Here is a 15817-nt window from a genome sequence, read left to right as displayed (position 1 = left end):
TTGTTAGTTCGAGCACTTAATAACACTGGCACGTTAACTATCGACATTGTTATTGCCGATAGTTAACTTTAAAGATCACTAAAATTGATACTGTAAACCAAGAGTCCATTCGTTTACGTCATTCTCACTCAATTGGTAATGAGTGTAATTTAGTGTAATGGCTGTACTTTCGATGAGTGAGTAAGCTAATTGCGCGCCAAAATATGGCCGAGTATTGCTCTCATAGTGCTCAGATATTGGCTGCGAATTTAGTTGACTGTTGATTGTATAATGGTACCTAAATGCGCCCACATATACTTTGCTTTTCAACTGAGTAAATAGCGGCAGCACATATCCCAGTTGTACTGCTGGTCCTTGTGACAAGATAGGTGCGGTAGTTGCCAAGTCTGCTTGTGCAGTTGCAGGGTCAAGCGTTTCACCAATAAACGTATTCTGAGCCTCACCTAAATTGATATAACGCACTCCAAACTGCCAATTCGTTGGCAAAGTATAATATGCGCCAATAGACCAGCTAACATCACTATCGTCATACTCACTGCGCACTAATTCATCTTGCTCCTTATAGCTGATAGCGCCCGCAACGGCGGCTTTCCCAAGTGTGCCATCAACAGACCAGTTACTTGCATATACAGGCGGGTTAATGATACTAACCGTTGCAAGTAATGCCCAAGGCGCAAGTTTTGGCTGACGACGAAGGAGCACGGCGCCAATTATAAGCAACACAATCCCCCCACCTAAACTCCCAGAAGAGCTATTTTCAATTATAGTGGCTTGATAAGCTTTAACAGTCACTTTCACCTCACCTTTAGCGGTTGCCCCTTTACTATCTGAAACTGTATATTCAACGAGGTCAATACCTTCAAAACCTGCTTTTGGCTGATAGCTCAATGTACTATCGGCGTTGATAGTCACCGAACCTTGTACAGCCGTTGCATTTGTAACAGTTAATAGGTCGCCATCTATATCACTATCGTTACTTAAAACATCAATAACTATTTGTGTGCGATCATTGGTTGCCGCTGTATCAGCTGCCGTTGTGGGTGCACTGTTGACAATAATGCTCACCTTCGCATTATCAAATGCGGTGCCGCCTTGGCCATCGGAGATACTGTAAGTGAGCGTATCTGTACCAATAAAGTCAGCAGGTGCGCGGTAACGTATTTGGTTATCAACAATACTTATCTGGCCAAAGTCCGCTATGGCACCCGTTAATATGAGTGTATCACCATCCGCATCAGTGTCATTACTAAGTACATCAAACATCATTTGCTCACCAACCGCGATGGTGATTGAGTCAGGCTGAGTGATTGGCTGTGTATTTTCGCCCATTAATACTGCAACACCGCCAGGATCAAGAATTTGCCCATTTTGAATTCCGTCTGCATCATTATCGCCACCATCGGTGATTAGTAATTGCACACACCAGTCTCCTTCTTTTAAGCCAACTTGCCACTGTGTACTTCCCGGTGCAGGGCAGTAACCACGTTCGCCATGGGCAGAATAGACCTGATCGCCATTGTCAGTATTAAAGTTTATCCATTCACCATTAATAAACTTACGATATACAGCCATTGCAGGGATTGGCATCCGTTGTGGGAATACGATTCGATAGCTATCTCCTATACGTTCAAGCTCAGATACAACAAAACTGAAATACCCACCTGTATTTATCATTGCGAGATCTTCAGGAAGCTGATCGGCAAATATTTGCATTGCTGCAGTAATATTTTCGGTCTGGGTAAAGGTTTTTCTTAAACATGCTCCAGTTTCACCTTCCACAAGGAATTGCGATGTTTCAGCTATTTGCTCAGGCATCACATTACATGCGCTAATTGCGTCTAAATGATCAACTAAGCCATTATTATCAATAATCTTGATAGCCTTCAAAATTATCAGGCAATAAGTCATTGTCTGTATCTGTGTTAGTCAACTCAGGCAATCCAGCCACAACTTCAAAGTAGACCGTAACTGTAGTTGCCAGACTTTGCGAAGCATCATCGGTTGCTGTCACTTGCACTGTGTAGACGCCAATATCGAGATCTTTCGCTGAGAAAGTAAACTCATGCTCAGAACTTGCTTGTTTGATAATTCGCTCATCATCAGCAAGCCAGCTGATTGATGTGCTATCGTCAGGATTGTTATCGGATACCATAGCTGTAATTGTAACCAAGTCATCATTAGCGAGTACAAAGGGCCTTTGCTCACTACCTTGACTGATCATGACACTAACATTAGGCGCTATATTCGCCTCAGATATGGTGATGGTATTAGAAGATTGACCTCCTAAATTAAGGCTTTCATCTAATGTAATTATAAGGGTTTCATCTGCCTCAACGACGTTATCAGCAAACACGGTGAAATTAATGTCTGCCATCACACCCGATTCAATGACAACTTCACCGCTAACTAAGTCATGGTCGTCTGCATCAGCACTGCCAGAAATGGTATAAGGCACCACCATTGGATAATCCAATGCCGGCCCATTTAAGTAAACATGGGTTGTATAGTTTTGTTGCTCCGCCACAATTCTATTTTTAGCTAAAGACACTTGCGGGTTAACCCTAACCTGCTGACTCGCAATCGCTACTCGACCATTACTATCAACCGCTTGCCAATATACTTGATGGATACCAGGTGCGAAGATGACCTTATTATCGAGCACAGATACCGCAAGTGGATTACCTTGGCTATCAATGGCCATCGCAGTGCCTAGATCAACTCGGGTAAATAAGCCGGTTGCATTAACTAAAATATCTGCAGGGGCTGTAATACTAGGTGCATTTTCGGCCCCATCAGTGATTGTTACAATTGCAGTGCCAGTACTTAGTGCTTGCTCAGGATCTGTGATTATATACTCAATTGTTACACTACCTTGAATGCTGGCCGACAGCTCATACTGTAACTGTTGCTCAACAATACTTAGCGTTCCGACCGATGCCTTAGCGCCAACAATCGTAATAGCATGACCATCAACATCACTATCATTTGCTAACACATCAAGCATATACCGACCACTTTGCTGATAAGGCAGGCTAAAGCTATCAGGCTCCGCAACAGGGGTATCATTGATTGAGCGAATAGTAATTGCTGCGGTGGCGATAGCTGACCTTGCTTCACCATCCGTAACTAAATAACTAAAACTATCATTGCCATGATAATCAGCTTGCGGCTGATAGCTAAACACTTGGCCCTGTAGCATTAAACTACCAAATTGTGGTTGCGTTACCACTTCAATCACTAAATTATCATTGTCGCTATCACTAACATCTGCGCTAATACTGATATTCGTGTCTTCATCAATAGTAAGCTGCATATCATTAGCAACAGGGGGGGCATTGACATAAGTAACATCAATACTAAATGGGCTAAGTGTATTACTGAGATCTCCGTCTGTTACGGTGATCAAAATATTACTGTGGATACCAACATCAGTGCGACTTGGCACCCCGGTTAGTAAACCCGTTGCGCTATTAAACGTGGCCCAATTTGGTTTATTAACAATGGTAAACATGAGGTTTGAATTATCAATATCTGACACCGTTGGCATAAAGCTGTAGCTCACATCTTGAGCAACTGTAAGCGTTGGTGTACCACTGATCATCGGTGCATCATTAACATTTACCACGGTGAGTGTGAATGGCGTTAAACTTTGCGTTGCAACTCCATCACTCACTGATAAGGTAATATCAGTGTAACTACCAACATCTGCATTACTAGGCACACCTAAAAGCTGCCCAGTTGTTGTATCAAATGCTAACCACTGCGGTTGATTTTCAATACTAAAACTAAGATTGTCGCCATCGTTATCAGTGGCCGTTGGAATAAAGCTATACTGCGAATTTTCATTGACTGCGCCACTAGGCACACCTGTTATAGTCGGTATGTCATTAACACTGTTGATAGGTTGTCACAGCACCAGCAGCACTGCGCCATAAAGCTGAGGTTTCACGCAACTTTGGCGTCACGCCCCACAATAAATAAAGTACAAACCCCGCCACGACAATTTTCATCAATTCAAGTGGAATACGTGTCACAATAGCCGACGCAGCAAACGCACCAATAATCCCACCAAGTGAAAAGTATACAAACATACTTTTATCAAGGTGCTTAAAAGTCAGCATAAACCTGTTGGCATTTGAACCCAACTGCACTAACCCATGCACCGGAATAACAATACTCATAGGTAATAACGACGCCATCACCACCAACAACATCAACCCGCCACCAGCACCAAAAGCCGCAGAAATCATCGACGTAACAGCCGACAAAATAATAAGCCCAATCACGCTGAGCGGCGTTAATAAATCACCAGCTAAAAATTCCATCTAAGACCACTTGGCAAGTAAAACAGAATAATGACGTTAGCATGATTAAAAACAACAAGCGAGTAGCCAAAGCAGCAGTAAAATGAAACGCTTATTACAACAAAGAGCAACAGGCCACCAGCTATTCAAACAATAAAACACCTCGCTATAAGCATAAAAAAACCCGCGACTTGATTGCTCAAGTTGCGGGTTTTTTAGGGTTTTTAAACAAACGAATTTAAAAACCTATATTGGTGGAGCTGGGGGGATTTGAACCCCCGTCCGAAAAGCCTCGACCGTCGGTACTACATGTTTAGTATCGTCATTTAATTAACCTTTAAGTCCCGGACGAACACGGTAAATAAAGGCGAGGCCGCTTAGTTTTAACGCTTCAACCCCGGCCAGGGTTTCCGTCGCGATCAGGTGTTAGGGTGACACTCCAAAATCCAGTCCACAAGAATACATGGAAGGAGCGCTAGCTAGCCTAAGCTGCTAGAGAGTAGTTATCGTCGTTTGCGATTACTTTAAATTGCGGCTTTTTAACGAGGCAAACCGCACCTCGACATGCACCTTGGGCTTCATGAATTCCGTCGAATCCTAATCAGCCCCTGAATTAGTAAACTCATTCAGAGCGTGCAAGCAGTATAACTGAGTAACACGCTGATACTCAAGGGTCTTCGTTAGTTTATTTTGTTTTTCTGTTTAACCGTACAATTATCAATCAAACAAATGTTAATTAAAAACAACACAGGTAGAAGCATTTACTTAACATACGCTGAAAGTTATGTTCAAATAGCTGCTGTTTTGAAAATACCGAATTTAGTATTAGCTAAACAACAACCAATAAGAAAATAATAAGAACAGGCATATTACATAGGAAGTCTATAAATGTCGTTGTTTATACATGACTCTAAAACGGGTTTTGTATCACTATTTGAGCACCCTAAAAATAGTGGTTACCCTGTGACTAGTTCACAGCTCATTGAATTAATTGAACAGTCACAATTCGCAGAATTTGAAATAGTCAGTGCTAATATTGGCAAACTATTTTCACCCAACAAAAACTATCACGCCGATTCTTTGATCATTGCCCGCGCGCTTGATGCGTCTATACTCATTCACGTTGATGAAAAGAATATGGTCGTAGAAGCCACCTTAACCACTGCAAAAGGTGGAGCGCTGATGTCGATCGAAAAAGCCCGTGAAGTATTGGTTGATGCAGGTGTTTGGCTAGGGATTAGTTGCCGTGCATTGGATAATTTTTTAGGCCAACAATTTGAAACACCCGCTGGTATTGCTTATAAAGCCATTGTTGCTCATGGCCGCAGGCCAAAAGAAGGCAGTGATGCGAAATTTGTTCGTTTATGTTCCACCGCACAAGATCGTGTTCTAAGCCCGCAAGCAAAAGAAGGCGGTAAGGTCGATATGCGAGACTTAGGTGCCATCATCACAGTCAAACCTGGGACTCCTTTAATGCAGCGCATTGCGGCTACCGCTGGCGAAGATGGCTACACAGTGTTTGGTGAAGTACTGCCTGCAATACCGGGAAAAGATTTACCCTTACAACCGTTTGAAGGCACTAAACTCGATCCTGCAAACCCTAATTTATTGATTGCTGATAGTAAAGGTGTGCCCGTTGCCCTGCCCCGAGGCATGCGTGTTGACGATGTATTGTGCTTTGATAATGTTGATATTGGCACCGGCCATGTTAATTTTGATGGTAGTGTGATCATCAGCGGTGATATCAAAGATGGCATGCGCGTGCATGCCAGCGGTGATGTTACTGTGTTAGGTTTTGTTGAATCCGGCGAAATAAACAGCGCCAGTGCCGTTACAGTCATGCTTGGTGCGATTGGTCGAAAACGTGAAAATGATGAGGCGTTCACTTGTACAATCAAAGCTGCCCGTACTATTTCTATCGGCTACGCCCAATATTGCCATATCCAAAGTGAGCAAGACTTATTTATTGAACGCCAAGCGCTGCATTGTAATTTAAGTGCACGTCGGTTAATTCGCGTCGGCAAAGCCAATGATCCGCGCGGTAAAATTATCGGTGGCAATATTTTAGATGCAATGCGAATTGAAACCGGTGAGCTAGGTGCGCCGTCTGGCACTAAAACACGCGTTTCCATCGCACAAAATTGGCATGATTTGCGCCAAAAACAATTACAAATTGCTGACTTTGAAAAACTTTTAGCCACTAAATCAGCGGCATTAAAGCAAGCTCGTAAAAAAGCGGTAAAAATTCCAGTACCAGCAAAGCGGCAGTTGTTTTTAGATAAGATAGGGGCAAGTGAGCAGCAAATTGATATACGTATCGCTAACACTAAACGTAAAAAGTATTTAGTTAAACAAAGGATCGCGCAGCTTTTAGCGACAAGTCGCTTAAAAATTAATGAGCTAATGCATCCTGGTGTGGAGCTTAAAATCGCAAAAGATTCAAAACATTTTTCACGTATTTATCCGCCCCACTCAGTGAAAATGAGCGAAGGTAAAATTACTCAGTCGTTTTAGCGGCTGAGTCTTCGCTGTCATCATTTTGGTCTATTTCTTCAGGCACTTCTTCAGCCAGCGGCCAGCCACCTAGTTGCTGCCAGCGATTAACGATTAAGCAATATAGCTCTGCGGTGCGCTCTGTATCATACAAAGCTGAATGCGCTTGTTTGTTGTCAAATTCAATTCCCGCTGCACGGCATGCCTTTGCCAGTACCGTTTGGCCAAGCGCTAAGCCCGCCAAAGAGGTGGTATCAAAGCTTACAAAAGGATGAAATGGCGTGCGCTTAATATTATTACGTTCGATAGCAGCATTTAAAAACCCGTGATCAAACGCGGCATTATGAGCAACAACCACAGAACGCTGACACCCCGCTGCTTTTTGTGCCTTACGCACTACTTTGCAAATTTCTTTGATCGCTTCTTCTTCTGAAACTGCACCACGTAATGGTGAGAAAGGATCGATACCATTAAAATCGATTGCAGCTTGTTCAATGTTTGCACCCTCAAATGGCTCAACATGAAAGTGCACAGTATGATCAATACTGAGTAAGCCTTCGTCATCCATTTTTAATACTGACACCGCAATTTCTAACAGCGCGTCGGTTGCTTTATTAAAGCCCGCCGTTTCAACGTCAATAACCACCGGGAAAAAGCCACGAAAGCGTTTTGCGAAAAGAGTTTGTTCAGTATTTGCCATAGTATTCTAGGTTTGCCAGTATTAGCTGGTTATTATGACAAAATTGATGCCCTCTCGGCTAGGGGCTTTCAGGACTAATTATTTCATAAATTGTAGGCATATAAATTGCTTTAATTTAAATTAGCGTCACAATTGCAGTTGCTAGACGTGTTTGATGTTTAGCTCGCCAATTAATTGGCTCTGCTTAGTTTGATTAAAGTAAACCCTGTTGGAGAGTTCCGTGGTGAAGTTGTCATTGTTATCTATAAGCCTCACAGCAATTGGTCTATTAACTTATAATGCCAATGCCGCCATGCGTCAGTACACTGCAACAGCGGATAACTCACAATGGCAAATGGTCACAACGACTCGTTTACAATGTCAGTTAAATCATGAAGTTCCCTACTATGGCGAAGCTATTTTTAGTGCCACTGCCAGTAAAAACAAAAACGTGCTATTTAACTTAGATATGGTTGTACGCCCCGATAATTACAGTATTGCAGGCTTAAAAGCCGTACCACCACCTTGGCGGGCGGGTTTGCCTGCACGCGATATTGCCAATATGAAGTTACTCCGCAAGTTTGACGGTGAACTCGGCAATAACACCGCATGGGAAATGTTAACCGAGCTTGAAAAAGGCTATCAACCTACGTTTTATTACCAAGACTGGCAAAATAGTGCCGATAAAATTGCCGTCGGATTATCTAGCATTAACTTTAAACAAGCCTATTGGGCATTTTTACAGTGCCGCGATGCATTATTACCATACAGTTTTGAAGATATCTCGTTCACAGTAATGAACTACCAGCCGAACACCAGTAAGCTAACCAAGTCATCGCAACAACGCTTAGATGAAATTGCCGAATATTTAAAATACGATACCAGTATTGCCGCGATTTCCATTGCATCGTATACAGACAGCTACGGCGGACGTTGGAATAACTTAGAGCTCTCTAAAAAACGTGCATTAGCAATTAAAGAATATATGGTGAGCTTAGGCATTGATGAAAGCAAAGTTGAAACCGAAGGGTTTGGTGAGAAACGCCATATAGCAACTAACGACAATATATTAGGCCGCGATAAAAACCGCCGCTTAGTGATCCAGATAGAAAAAATGTAGCCAGTACTTGCTAGCTACATTTTACCAATATTAAGGGTTAAGTTTAGTAAACTTAGCCTTTTTCTTTAACCAACCATCACCAAACTGAAATACCGCTAAACTCAGTAAGATAATACCAGCCCCTATAAACAATTGCTGATCTACGGCTTCATTATTTAGCCATGCACCTAAACCTAGCGCAAAACTTGGGGTGATCAAGGTCGTCAAAGCGACCGTACTTGCCGGTAATTTTTGTAACACATGAAAATAAGCCAATGCACCCACGAGTGAACCAAATACCCCTAAATAGCCAATTGACCATAACGATTTTGCACTCCACGCACTGCTGTTAAGCTCGCCATCGACCAGCCACCAAGTAATGAAAAATAACGGCGTTACAAATACCAATGCACCGAATGTGGTTGCCATTGGATGAATGGCAATTTTTACTCGCTTGATCATGACGCCACTTAAACTAAAAAAGCACACGGCCATAAATACGTAGGCTAAGCCTTGTATCTGCATTAATGAGCCTTGCATGTGTTTTTCACTTACCAAGAATAACCCCAATAATGCAAACGCTAACGCAATTAGTTTAACAACGCTAAATTTTGGCTCGTTGAGTAGTCGCTGTGCTAATAGACCAGATAAAATAGGCGCTAAGCCAAACATCAAAGAAATAAGCCCTGAAGGGACCGTTTTAGCAGCCATATAACTCAATAACATGCCACCATAAATGCCGATGCTCGAGTAGCCATACAAAAAGCACGCGCGACGATGCCAAGGAACGCGGATATTAGCAATTGCTACAATCAAGGCAGCCAGTACTAAACCTATCGACATACGTAATAACACTGCGAGTGTTGGCGAGACCGACTCACTACTCCAGACAATGCCCAATGGGGTGGTTGACCAAATTAAAACCATTAAAAAATACGATGCTTTCACGCTCACACGCTTATTCCTTTAGCAAGGCGGCGATAACAAAGAGGAAGGAGTACAACACTAACCGCTTTGAAATCGCGGTTAGTAAAAACAACTTAACCGCAGCGCAGCAATGGACGCACAACTGATAGATTCAGCCATGGGCGCATTGTTAGGGCTCGGTTTATGTGTTGCATATAAATAGAATTTTTAATAATAAAGTGAAGTTATAGAAATAGCAGACCTGCACAATAAGTCAACACATTGAATGATTTTTATAGTAAAAACAGCCTTCACTAGCCTAGCTTGTAAATCATAAGTTACATTTATTTTCTTTGATTTATAACAAAACTATTTAAGTTTGTGCCAACTAGTTATATCTTGCCTGCCTCTCACGAAGTTTTAGGGGCAAAAAGTGCTTAAAAATAAAACAATCGGCAGCATGTTAATTGTTGCAGGTACCACTATCGGCGCAGGGATGCTAGCACTACCAATCGCATCTGCTGGGCTGGGTTTTACAACCGCATTAGCGTTAATTATTTCAACATGGGCGTTAATGACTTATACCGCGTTATTAATGCTTGAACTACATCAACATGCTGATCGCGATGCCACGCTAAATACATTAGCAAAATCATGGCTTGGTAAGCGTGGCCAATATTTGGCTAACTTTTCAGTGATGTTTTTATTCTATGCGCTTTGTGCGGCTTATATTGCAGGCGGTGGTGCGCAGCTACAAGAAAAAATAAACACTGGTTTTCACCTCGATATCGCTCCACAAGTCGGCTCTGTCATTTTAGCTATTGTAATTGGCACCGTTGTGACATTAGGCACCAGTAAAGTCGATAAGCTAAATCGGGTGCTATTTAGCATTAAAATTGTAGTATTGGCGAGCTTATTTTATATGTTAACGCCTTATGTTCACGGTCAACACTTACTCGAAATGCCGATTGAACAAGGGCTTATTCTATCCGCTATTCCTGTGGTATTTACCTCATTTGGTTTTCATGGCTCTATTCCATCGATTGTTAAGTATGTGGGCCTTGATATTAAAACATTGCGTCGTGTGATGATCACTGGTGCTGCCCTGCCCTTAGTAATTTATATTTTTTGGCAATTAATTAGCCAAGGTATGATGAGCCAAGCCGAATTACTAACAAGTACTGGCCTACCGGGTTTTGTAGCAAGCATTGCCAATATTGCCAACAACTCAGCGGTCGCCACTGCGGTTAACTTGTTTGCTGATCTAGCACTAGCCACTTCTTTTTTAGGGGTAAGCTTAGGGTTATTTGATTTTTTTGCAGATGCCTTTAAAAAAGGTAATGGCAATAAAGATAGGATCAAAACAGCGCTGATCACTTTTATTCCACCATTAGGGTTTGCACTCTTTTATCCACAAGGCTTTATAATGGCTTTAGGGTACGCAGCTATCGCCTTGGTGATACTGGCTGTATTTTTACCCGTTGCGATGGTTTATAAGCAACGTAACAGCGATAAAAGCGGCTATACAGTGCGAGGTGGCAATATTGGCTTAGCAGTTGCTGCGCTTTGTGGTGTGCTTATTATCGGCGCTCAGGGCCTACAAATGGCCGGCTTTATCCCTGCTATTGGTTAATACCAACCGACTTAAATATTTAACCATTCTAGCGAGCTAAATAAAGCGCTAACTGCGTTATAAATTTTTCCTGTAGAACAAAAAAAGGCACCCAGGTGCCTTTTTTATTGCTCAATGAACGTAATATTATGGGGAGAGTTCAACCCGATCATTGAGCTTTTCAAACAAGCTTGATAACTCACTCTCGGCAATCGGCGCACTGTAATAATAGCCTTGCACGATATAGCAATTATTGTTTTGTAAAAACTCCACTTGCTCTATGGTCTCAACACCTTCTGCAACAACATTTAATTTTAGCTTTTGTGCCATCGCTATAATTGCAGCTGTGATCTCCATGTCATTAGGATCATCAGGAATATCTTTAACAAACGAGCGATCAACTTTTAAAATATCGACAGGGAAACGCTTTAAGTAACTCAATGACGAATAACCGGTCCCAAAGTCATCAATTGAAATTGATACGCCAAGTGCTTTGAGCTGGTGCAACTGCGCTATTGCCGCCTCTACATTGCCCATTAGCATACTTTCAGTCAATTCAAGGTGCAGGCATTTAGCTGGCACTCTGGTTTTCTTAATGATCGATGCTAATAGCGGCACAAGTTTGGCATCTTTAAATTGTCGTGCTGACAGGTTAATAGAAATATTATTCTCTCGCCCTTGCAGCGCTAATCGAGCCGCAAACTCGCAGGCTTCTTGGAGTACCCACGCACCTAACTCAACAATTAAACCCGTCGCCTCAGCGATAGGAATAAACTTGGTTGGAGGGATCATCCCCTCTGTTGGGTGGAACCAACGGATCAAGGCTTCATAGCCCACTACATGCTGAGTGCGACTATCAACTTGCGGTTGGTAGTAAAGAGCAAACTGCTGCGCCTTAATGGCTAAACGTAGCTCATTCTCAATAAACAAGCGTTCATTAGCTGCAGCGTTAAGCTCTTGGCTATAAAAGTGGTAAGTATTACGTCCTTTTGCTTTTGCCTCATACATTGCTAGATCAGCATGTTTTAGTAGCTGATCTTCTTCTTTACTATCGTACGGTGCCATAGTAATACCAATGCTGGCACTAATAATAACCTCGTTATTACCAAGCATAATGGGGGCATTTAAGGTTTGTTGGATGGTATTCGCTACATCCATGGCGTGTTCTTGGCGTTCAATTCCGCTTAGTAGCACGGCAAACTCATCACCACCTAAACGGGCAATTGTGTCTTCAGCGCGAAGTCGTTTCTTTAAGCGATCCGCAACTTCAATCAATAACTGATCACCCGCATCATGACCAAGTGTATCGTTAATACGTTTAAACTCGTCTAAGTCAAAATAGAATAAGGCAAACGCATAATGGCCGCGCTCCGCAAGCGCCATGGATTTGCGTAACTGCATTCTAAAGAAGGTACGATTAGCAAGCCCAGTTAAGGTATCAAAATAGGCTAATTGCTCCATTTTACGTTGGCTTTCTTTTACAAACGAAATATCTTGCGCAGAAGCAACATAACTGGTGATGCTGCCACCTTCTTCACGAATAGGTGAAATACTCAACGACACCCAGATTGGTTTTTTATCTAAACCTTGGATCAAGGTATCGCCGCGCCAATAATTTCGACTACGTAAATCAATATCAATGTCATCAACTAAAATAGCCATTTCGCTGGCAATAATGCTTAATAATGGCGACTGCATAAAGTGATTTTCATCAAAGCCAGTCATTTCAAGCATTTTTGGATTGACGTATTCAATAACAAAGTGTTGATCGGTGATCACCACCCCAGTACCTGAGAAAGCCACCGCTTTTGATAATCGATTAGCGGCTTTTTCAGCAATTTCTTTTTCGGTAATACGTTGGTTTAAACCATCAATAAGCTTACGTATTTCAATCGCCATATCGCGAAAAGAGCCATTTAAAGTACCAATTTCATCTTTATTTTCTTTTGGAAACTCGATTTGCAAGTGGCCTTTACCAAAGCTAGTTACCGCATGCACAAGTGAATGAATACGACGAAGCACCAATTGATACAATGCTTGATGTAACAATAGCGCCACCAAAATAGCGTATAAAATAAACAGCCCAAAAAACTTTACTTTTAGCTCTTCAAGGGCAGAAAGTGCTGATGAGCGTTTTTTATAAATGCCAATATACCAATCTAAATGTTGAACTTTACGAATATTTATAATGTGGGTTTCACCATCTTGCACAAAAGAGTCTGCGTATTCCGGCAAGTTCATTTTTATGGTTTGCTTGATCAATTCTTGCAGATCGCCATTAACAAAATCATGGCTGCGCAGTGGCTTATTTGCTTGGCCGTAGACTTCATACAGGTTTTTAGTCAAATTTGGATGAGCAAGTAATTGCCCTTGGCTATCAAACACAAACAAGTGCTGTTCGTTATCGCCAATTGGCAATTGTGAGATCAATGAATCTAGCGCTAAATCACTGCCTGTCACCCCTAAAAATTCATTTTCAATATAAATTGGCACCAGCACGCTAACCAGCCACTTATGCCAAATTTTATCGTAATAAACTTTAGACCAGACTGCTGAGCGGGTGGGGTTAAGCGCTTCTTGCGCATAATTAAAACTTTGGTTATCGATAAATGTATGTGAACCCGCAACATTCAAGGCCCAATTAGGAGGCGCAATACGGATAAAGTTATCTTTGGTAATTAAATAGAAGTTAAAGAAATCTTGGATCAAAGTAGGCGCGACTATTTTCCAAAGCGATTCGGAATCATTAATCAGTTTTTTATAAAAAGGTGAATACTTGTCTTGTTGCATAAAAGCCGCTGATAAACCGTCTTCAGAAGCGCTACGGATACTGCCATCAGGCTCAAAACTCAGTTGCGCACTGTGATTGCTCACCAATTGCGATGAATTATGGAATAACTGACCAGAAACTACATTATTGGCTTGCTCGGCAATATTAATTTTAGTTTTCACTAAATTATTAAATTGCCGGATCAAACGCTCACTGGAATGTTTGAGCATTTCATGCTCTTCAAATACCAGCTGTTTTTCTTCTGATTTGAGCATCAACACCGCAGCGCAAATCCCAGCAATTAAACAGATAGCTGAAATCAGCAATGAGAGTTTCATACTTAACGAATTTACACCAAAACGTGATGGTGGGCGTCTATACACCACAGGACAACCTTATTTTTTAATAATTATTTTTATTTAAATTCACCTACAGAAATATACCAGATCCCTATTTAGATTTATAAATTTTTCGTTAATATTGCTTGAAAAAAACCAATATCGAAAATAAACCATCTTTTCATGGTCATAAAACCCGCTAGAGTGTTGACTTTATAGCCCACTCTCCATACATTAAGGCTATGAATATAAAATTCTCGCAGTTACACTTTTCATTTTTTAGCTTCTTTAGATAGGAGAGGCTTACCTGTTTGCGAGATTAAATCAACCGAATAGCAAAGCCTCCCAACTGGGAGGCTTTTTTGTTTTTATTACCCAAAAGGTAATTTTTTGGAATGAGGAACCCAAAAATGACAAATGATGTACTAAATTCACTCAGACACGATATCAATGAAATCGACTCTGACTTATTGGTTTTATTGGCTAAGCGTCGGCGAATTAGCCATGGCGTAGTAGAGTATAAAATCGCTAATAATAAACCAATACGAGACGAAGCCCGTGAGCTCGCTTTATTAGAGAAGTTAATTGGCTACGGTAAATCACTCGGCCTAGATGCCTATTATGTGAATAATGTTTTTCAAACAATTTTAGAAGATTCAGTACTAAACCAACAAGCTATGCTACAAAAGAACTTGAACCCTGATGCAATGAGTGAAACGCATCGCGTGGCGTATTTAGGTGGTCAAGGTTCTTATAGCCAACTTGCTTGCCATAAATATTTTAGTCGTCGCCCTGGTAAACTTGTTGAAATGGGTTGCTCCAGTTTTGAGCAGATCACCGGTAAAGTTGAGAATGGCCAAGCTGACTTTGGTTTATTACCGATTGAAAACACCAGTTCCGGTAGTATTAACGAAGTATTTGATTTATTACAACACGCGCAAGTATCTATTGTCGGTGAAGTAACCCACAGTGTAGAACACTGCTTACTCGCTACACCGGATACTGAGCTGAGTCAGATCAGCAAAATTTTTGCTCACCCACAACCATTTGCACAATGTAGCCGCTTTTTACAAGGCTTAGGCGATATTCAACACGAAACCTGTGACTCAACATCAAGTGCACTGCAATCAGCGCTTGATACCCCTAACAGCGCGGCAATTGGCTCAGCACAAGCGGGTAAAAATGTCGGGTTAGAAGTGATTAAATCAGGGCTTGCCAATCAGCGCGAAAACCACAGCCGTTTTATTGTTGTCGCACGTAAGCCATTACATGTATCAAAACAAATCCCAACTAAAACGAGTTTAATCATGGCGACTAAGCAGCAAGCTGGTTCTTTAGCTGATGCATTGATGATTTTCAAAGAGCATAATATTAACTTAGTAAAACTAGAATCACGTCCTGTTCCTGGCAATCCATGGGAAGAAGTGTTTTATGTTGATTTAGAAGCGAACCTGGTTGATAACCATGTTAAGCAAGCATTGGAAGAGCTTAAAGAGCACACTCAATATGTGCGCGTGCTAGGTTGTTACCAAAGCGAATCTCTGCAGGCCGTGAGTGTAGAAAGTTAAACACTAAATAAAATATAAAAAAGGGCTAAAATTAGCCCTTTTTTATTG

Annotated in this window: 10 protein-coding genes and 1 other RNA gene; 4 read left to right on the top strand and 7 right to left on the bottom strand. The window is 41.6% G+C overall.

The window, feature by feature from the left end; genetic code table 11:
- Positions 1-78: 78 nt before the first annotated feature.
- The 4 genes from NDQ71_RS17490 to ssrA all read right to left on the bottom strand — a co-directional run bounded on the left by NDQ71_RS17490 (position 79) and on the right by ssrA (position 4913).
- Positions 79-1887 (bottom strand): Ig-like domain-containing protein, encoded by a 1809-nt coding sequence (locus NDQ71_RS17490; RefSeq protein ID WP_301561943.1) that lies wholly within the window; start codon positions 1885-1887, stop codon positions 79-81.
- Positions 1865-3865 carry an Ig-like domain-containing protein gene (locus NDQ71_RS17485; RefSeq protein WP_301561942.1) on the bottom strand — a complete coding sequence of 667 codons (2001 nt, stop codon included), beginning with the start codon at positions 3863-3865 and terminating at the stop codon, positions 1865-1867. Before NDQ71_RS17485 ends, NDQ71_RS17490 begins: the two co-directional genes overlap by 23 nt.
- A 22-nt stretch (positions 3866-3887) precedes the next feature.
- On the bottom strand, positions 3888-4325 hold the full coding sequence (locus tag NDQ71_RS17480) for a sulfite exporter TauE/SafE family protein (RefSeq protein WP_301561941.1): 438 nt from the start codon (positions 4323-4325) through the stop codon (positions 3888-3890).
- Between the two features lie 231 nt (positions 4326-4556).
- Positions 4557-4913, bottom strand: a transfer-messenger RNA (tmRNA) gene (gene ssrA / locus NDQ71_RS17475).
- A 279-nt stretch (positions 4914-5192) separates the two neighbouring features.
- Between ssrA and NDQ71_RS17470 the strand changes: the two genes are divergently transcribed.
- Positions 5193-6818: a DUF342 domain-containing protein gene (locus NDQ71_RS17470; protein WP_301561940.1), complete on the top strand. Its 1626-nt coding sequence runs from the start codon at positions 5193-5195 to the stop codon at positions 6816-6818.
- Here the strand turns inward: NDQ71_RS17470 and rnt are convergent.
- Positions 6802-7497, bottom strand: a complete 696-nt coding sequence (gene rnt / locus NDQ71_RS17465) for a ribonuclease T (RefSeq protein ID WP_064665866.1) — start codon at positions 7495-7497, stop codon at positions 6802-6804. The two genes, NDQ71_RS17470 and rnt, sit on opposite strands and share 17 nt — an antisense overlap.
- Before the next feature lie 223 nt (positions 7498-7720).
- Between rnt and NDQ71_RS17460 the strand changes: the two genes are divergently transcribed.
- Positions 7721-8596 carry an OmpA family protein gene (locus NDQ71_RS17460; protein WP_192540496.1) on the top strand — a complete coding sequence of 292 codons (876 nt, stop codon included), beginning with the start codon at positions 7721-7723 and terminating at the stop codon, positions 8594-8596.
- Positions 8597-8626: 30 nt separating this feature from the next.
- Here NDQ71_RS17460 and NDQ71_RS17455 read toward each other — a convergent pair whose 3' ends face one another.
- Positions 8627-9529, bottom strand: a complete 903-nt coding sequence (locus NDQ71_RS17455; RefSeq protein WP_192540385.1) for a DMT family transporter — start codon at positions 9527-9529, stop codon at positions 8627-8629.
- Between the two features lie 385 nt (positions 9530-9914).
- Here NDQ71_RS17455 and NDQ71_RS17450 point away from each other — a divergent pair, with 385 nt between their 5' ends.
- A complete protein-coding gene (locus tag NDQ71_RS17450; RefSeq protein WP_084448070.1) occupies positions 9915-11114 on the top strand; it encodes an aromatic amino acid transport family protein in 1200 nt (399 codons plus the stop codon).
- Positions 11115-11240: 126 nt separating this feature from the next.
- On the opposite strand, the gene NDQ71_RS17445 is transcribed toward NDQ71_RS17450, so the two are convergent.
- Positions 11241-14249: an EAL domain-containing protein gene (locus NDQ71_RS17445; RefSeq protein WP_301561939.1), complete on the bottom strand. Its 3009-nt coding sequence runs from the start codon at positions 14247-14249 to the stop codon at positions 11241-11243.
- 362 nt (positions 14250-14611) lie between these two features.
- Between NDQ71_RS17445 and NDQ71_RS17440 the strand changes: the two genes are divergently transcribed.
- Positions 14612-15769, top strand: coding sequence for a chorismate mutase (locus tag NDQ71_RS17440; protein WP_064665864.1), 1158 nt, complete (start codon positions 14612-14614; stop codon positions 15767-15769).
- The last annotated feature ends 48 nt before the right edge of the window (positions 15770-15817 follow it).

Origin of the sequence: Pseudoalteromonas sp. KG3 (assembly GCF_030436385.1) — a bacterium.
GTDB classification, from domain to species: domain Bacteria; phylum Pseudomonadota; class Gammaproteobacteria; order Enterobacterales; family Alteromonadaceae; genus Pseudoalteromonas; species Pseudoalteromonas prydzensis.
Note: the sequence above shows the minus strand (reverse complement) of the source record. Positions and strands in the feature narration are given on the sequence as shown.

Bases quoted from the DNA above. Each gene is read 5' to 3' on its own strand.
- NDQ71_RS17480 (WP_301561941.1), bottom strand. From the start codon at position 4,325: ATGGAATTTTTAGCTGGTGATTTATTAACGCCGCTCAGCGTGATTGGG.
- NDQ71_RS17470 (WP_301561940.1), top strand. From the start codon at position 5,193: ATGTCGTTGTTTATACATGACTCTAAAACGGGTTTTGTATCACTATTT.
- rnt (WP_064665866.1), bottom strand. From the start codon at position 7,497: ATGGCAAATACTGAACAAACTCTTTTCGCAAAACGCTTTCGTGGCTTT.
- NDQ71_RS17440 (WP_064665864.1), top strand. From the start codon at position 14,612: ATGACAAATGATGTACTAAATTCACTCAGACACGATATCAATGAAATC.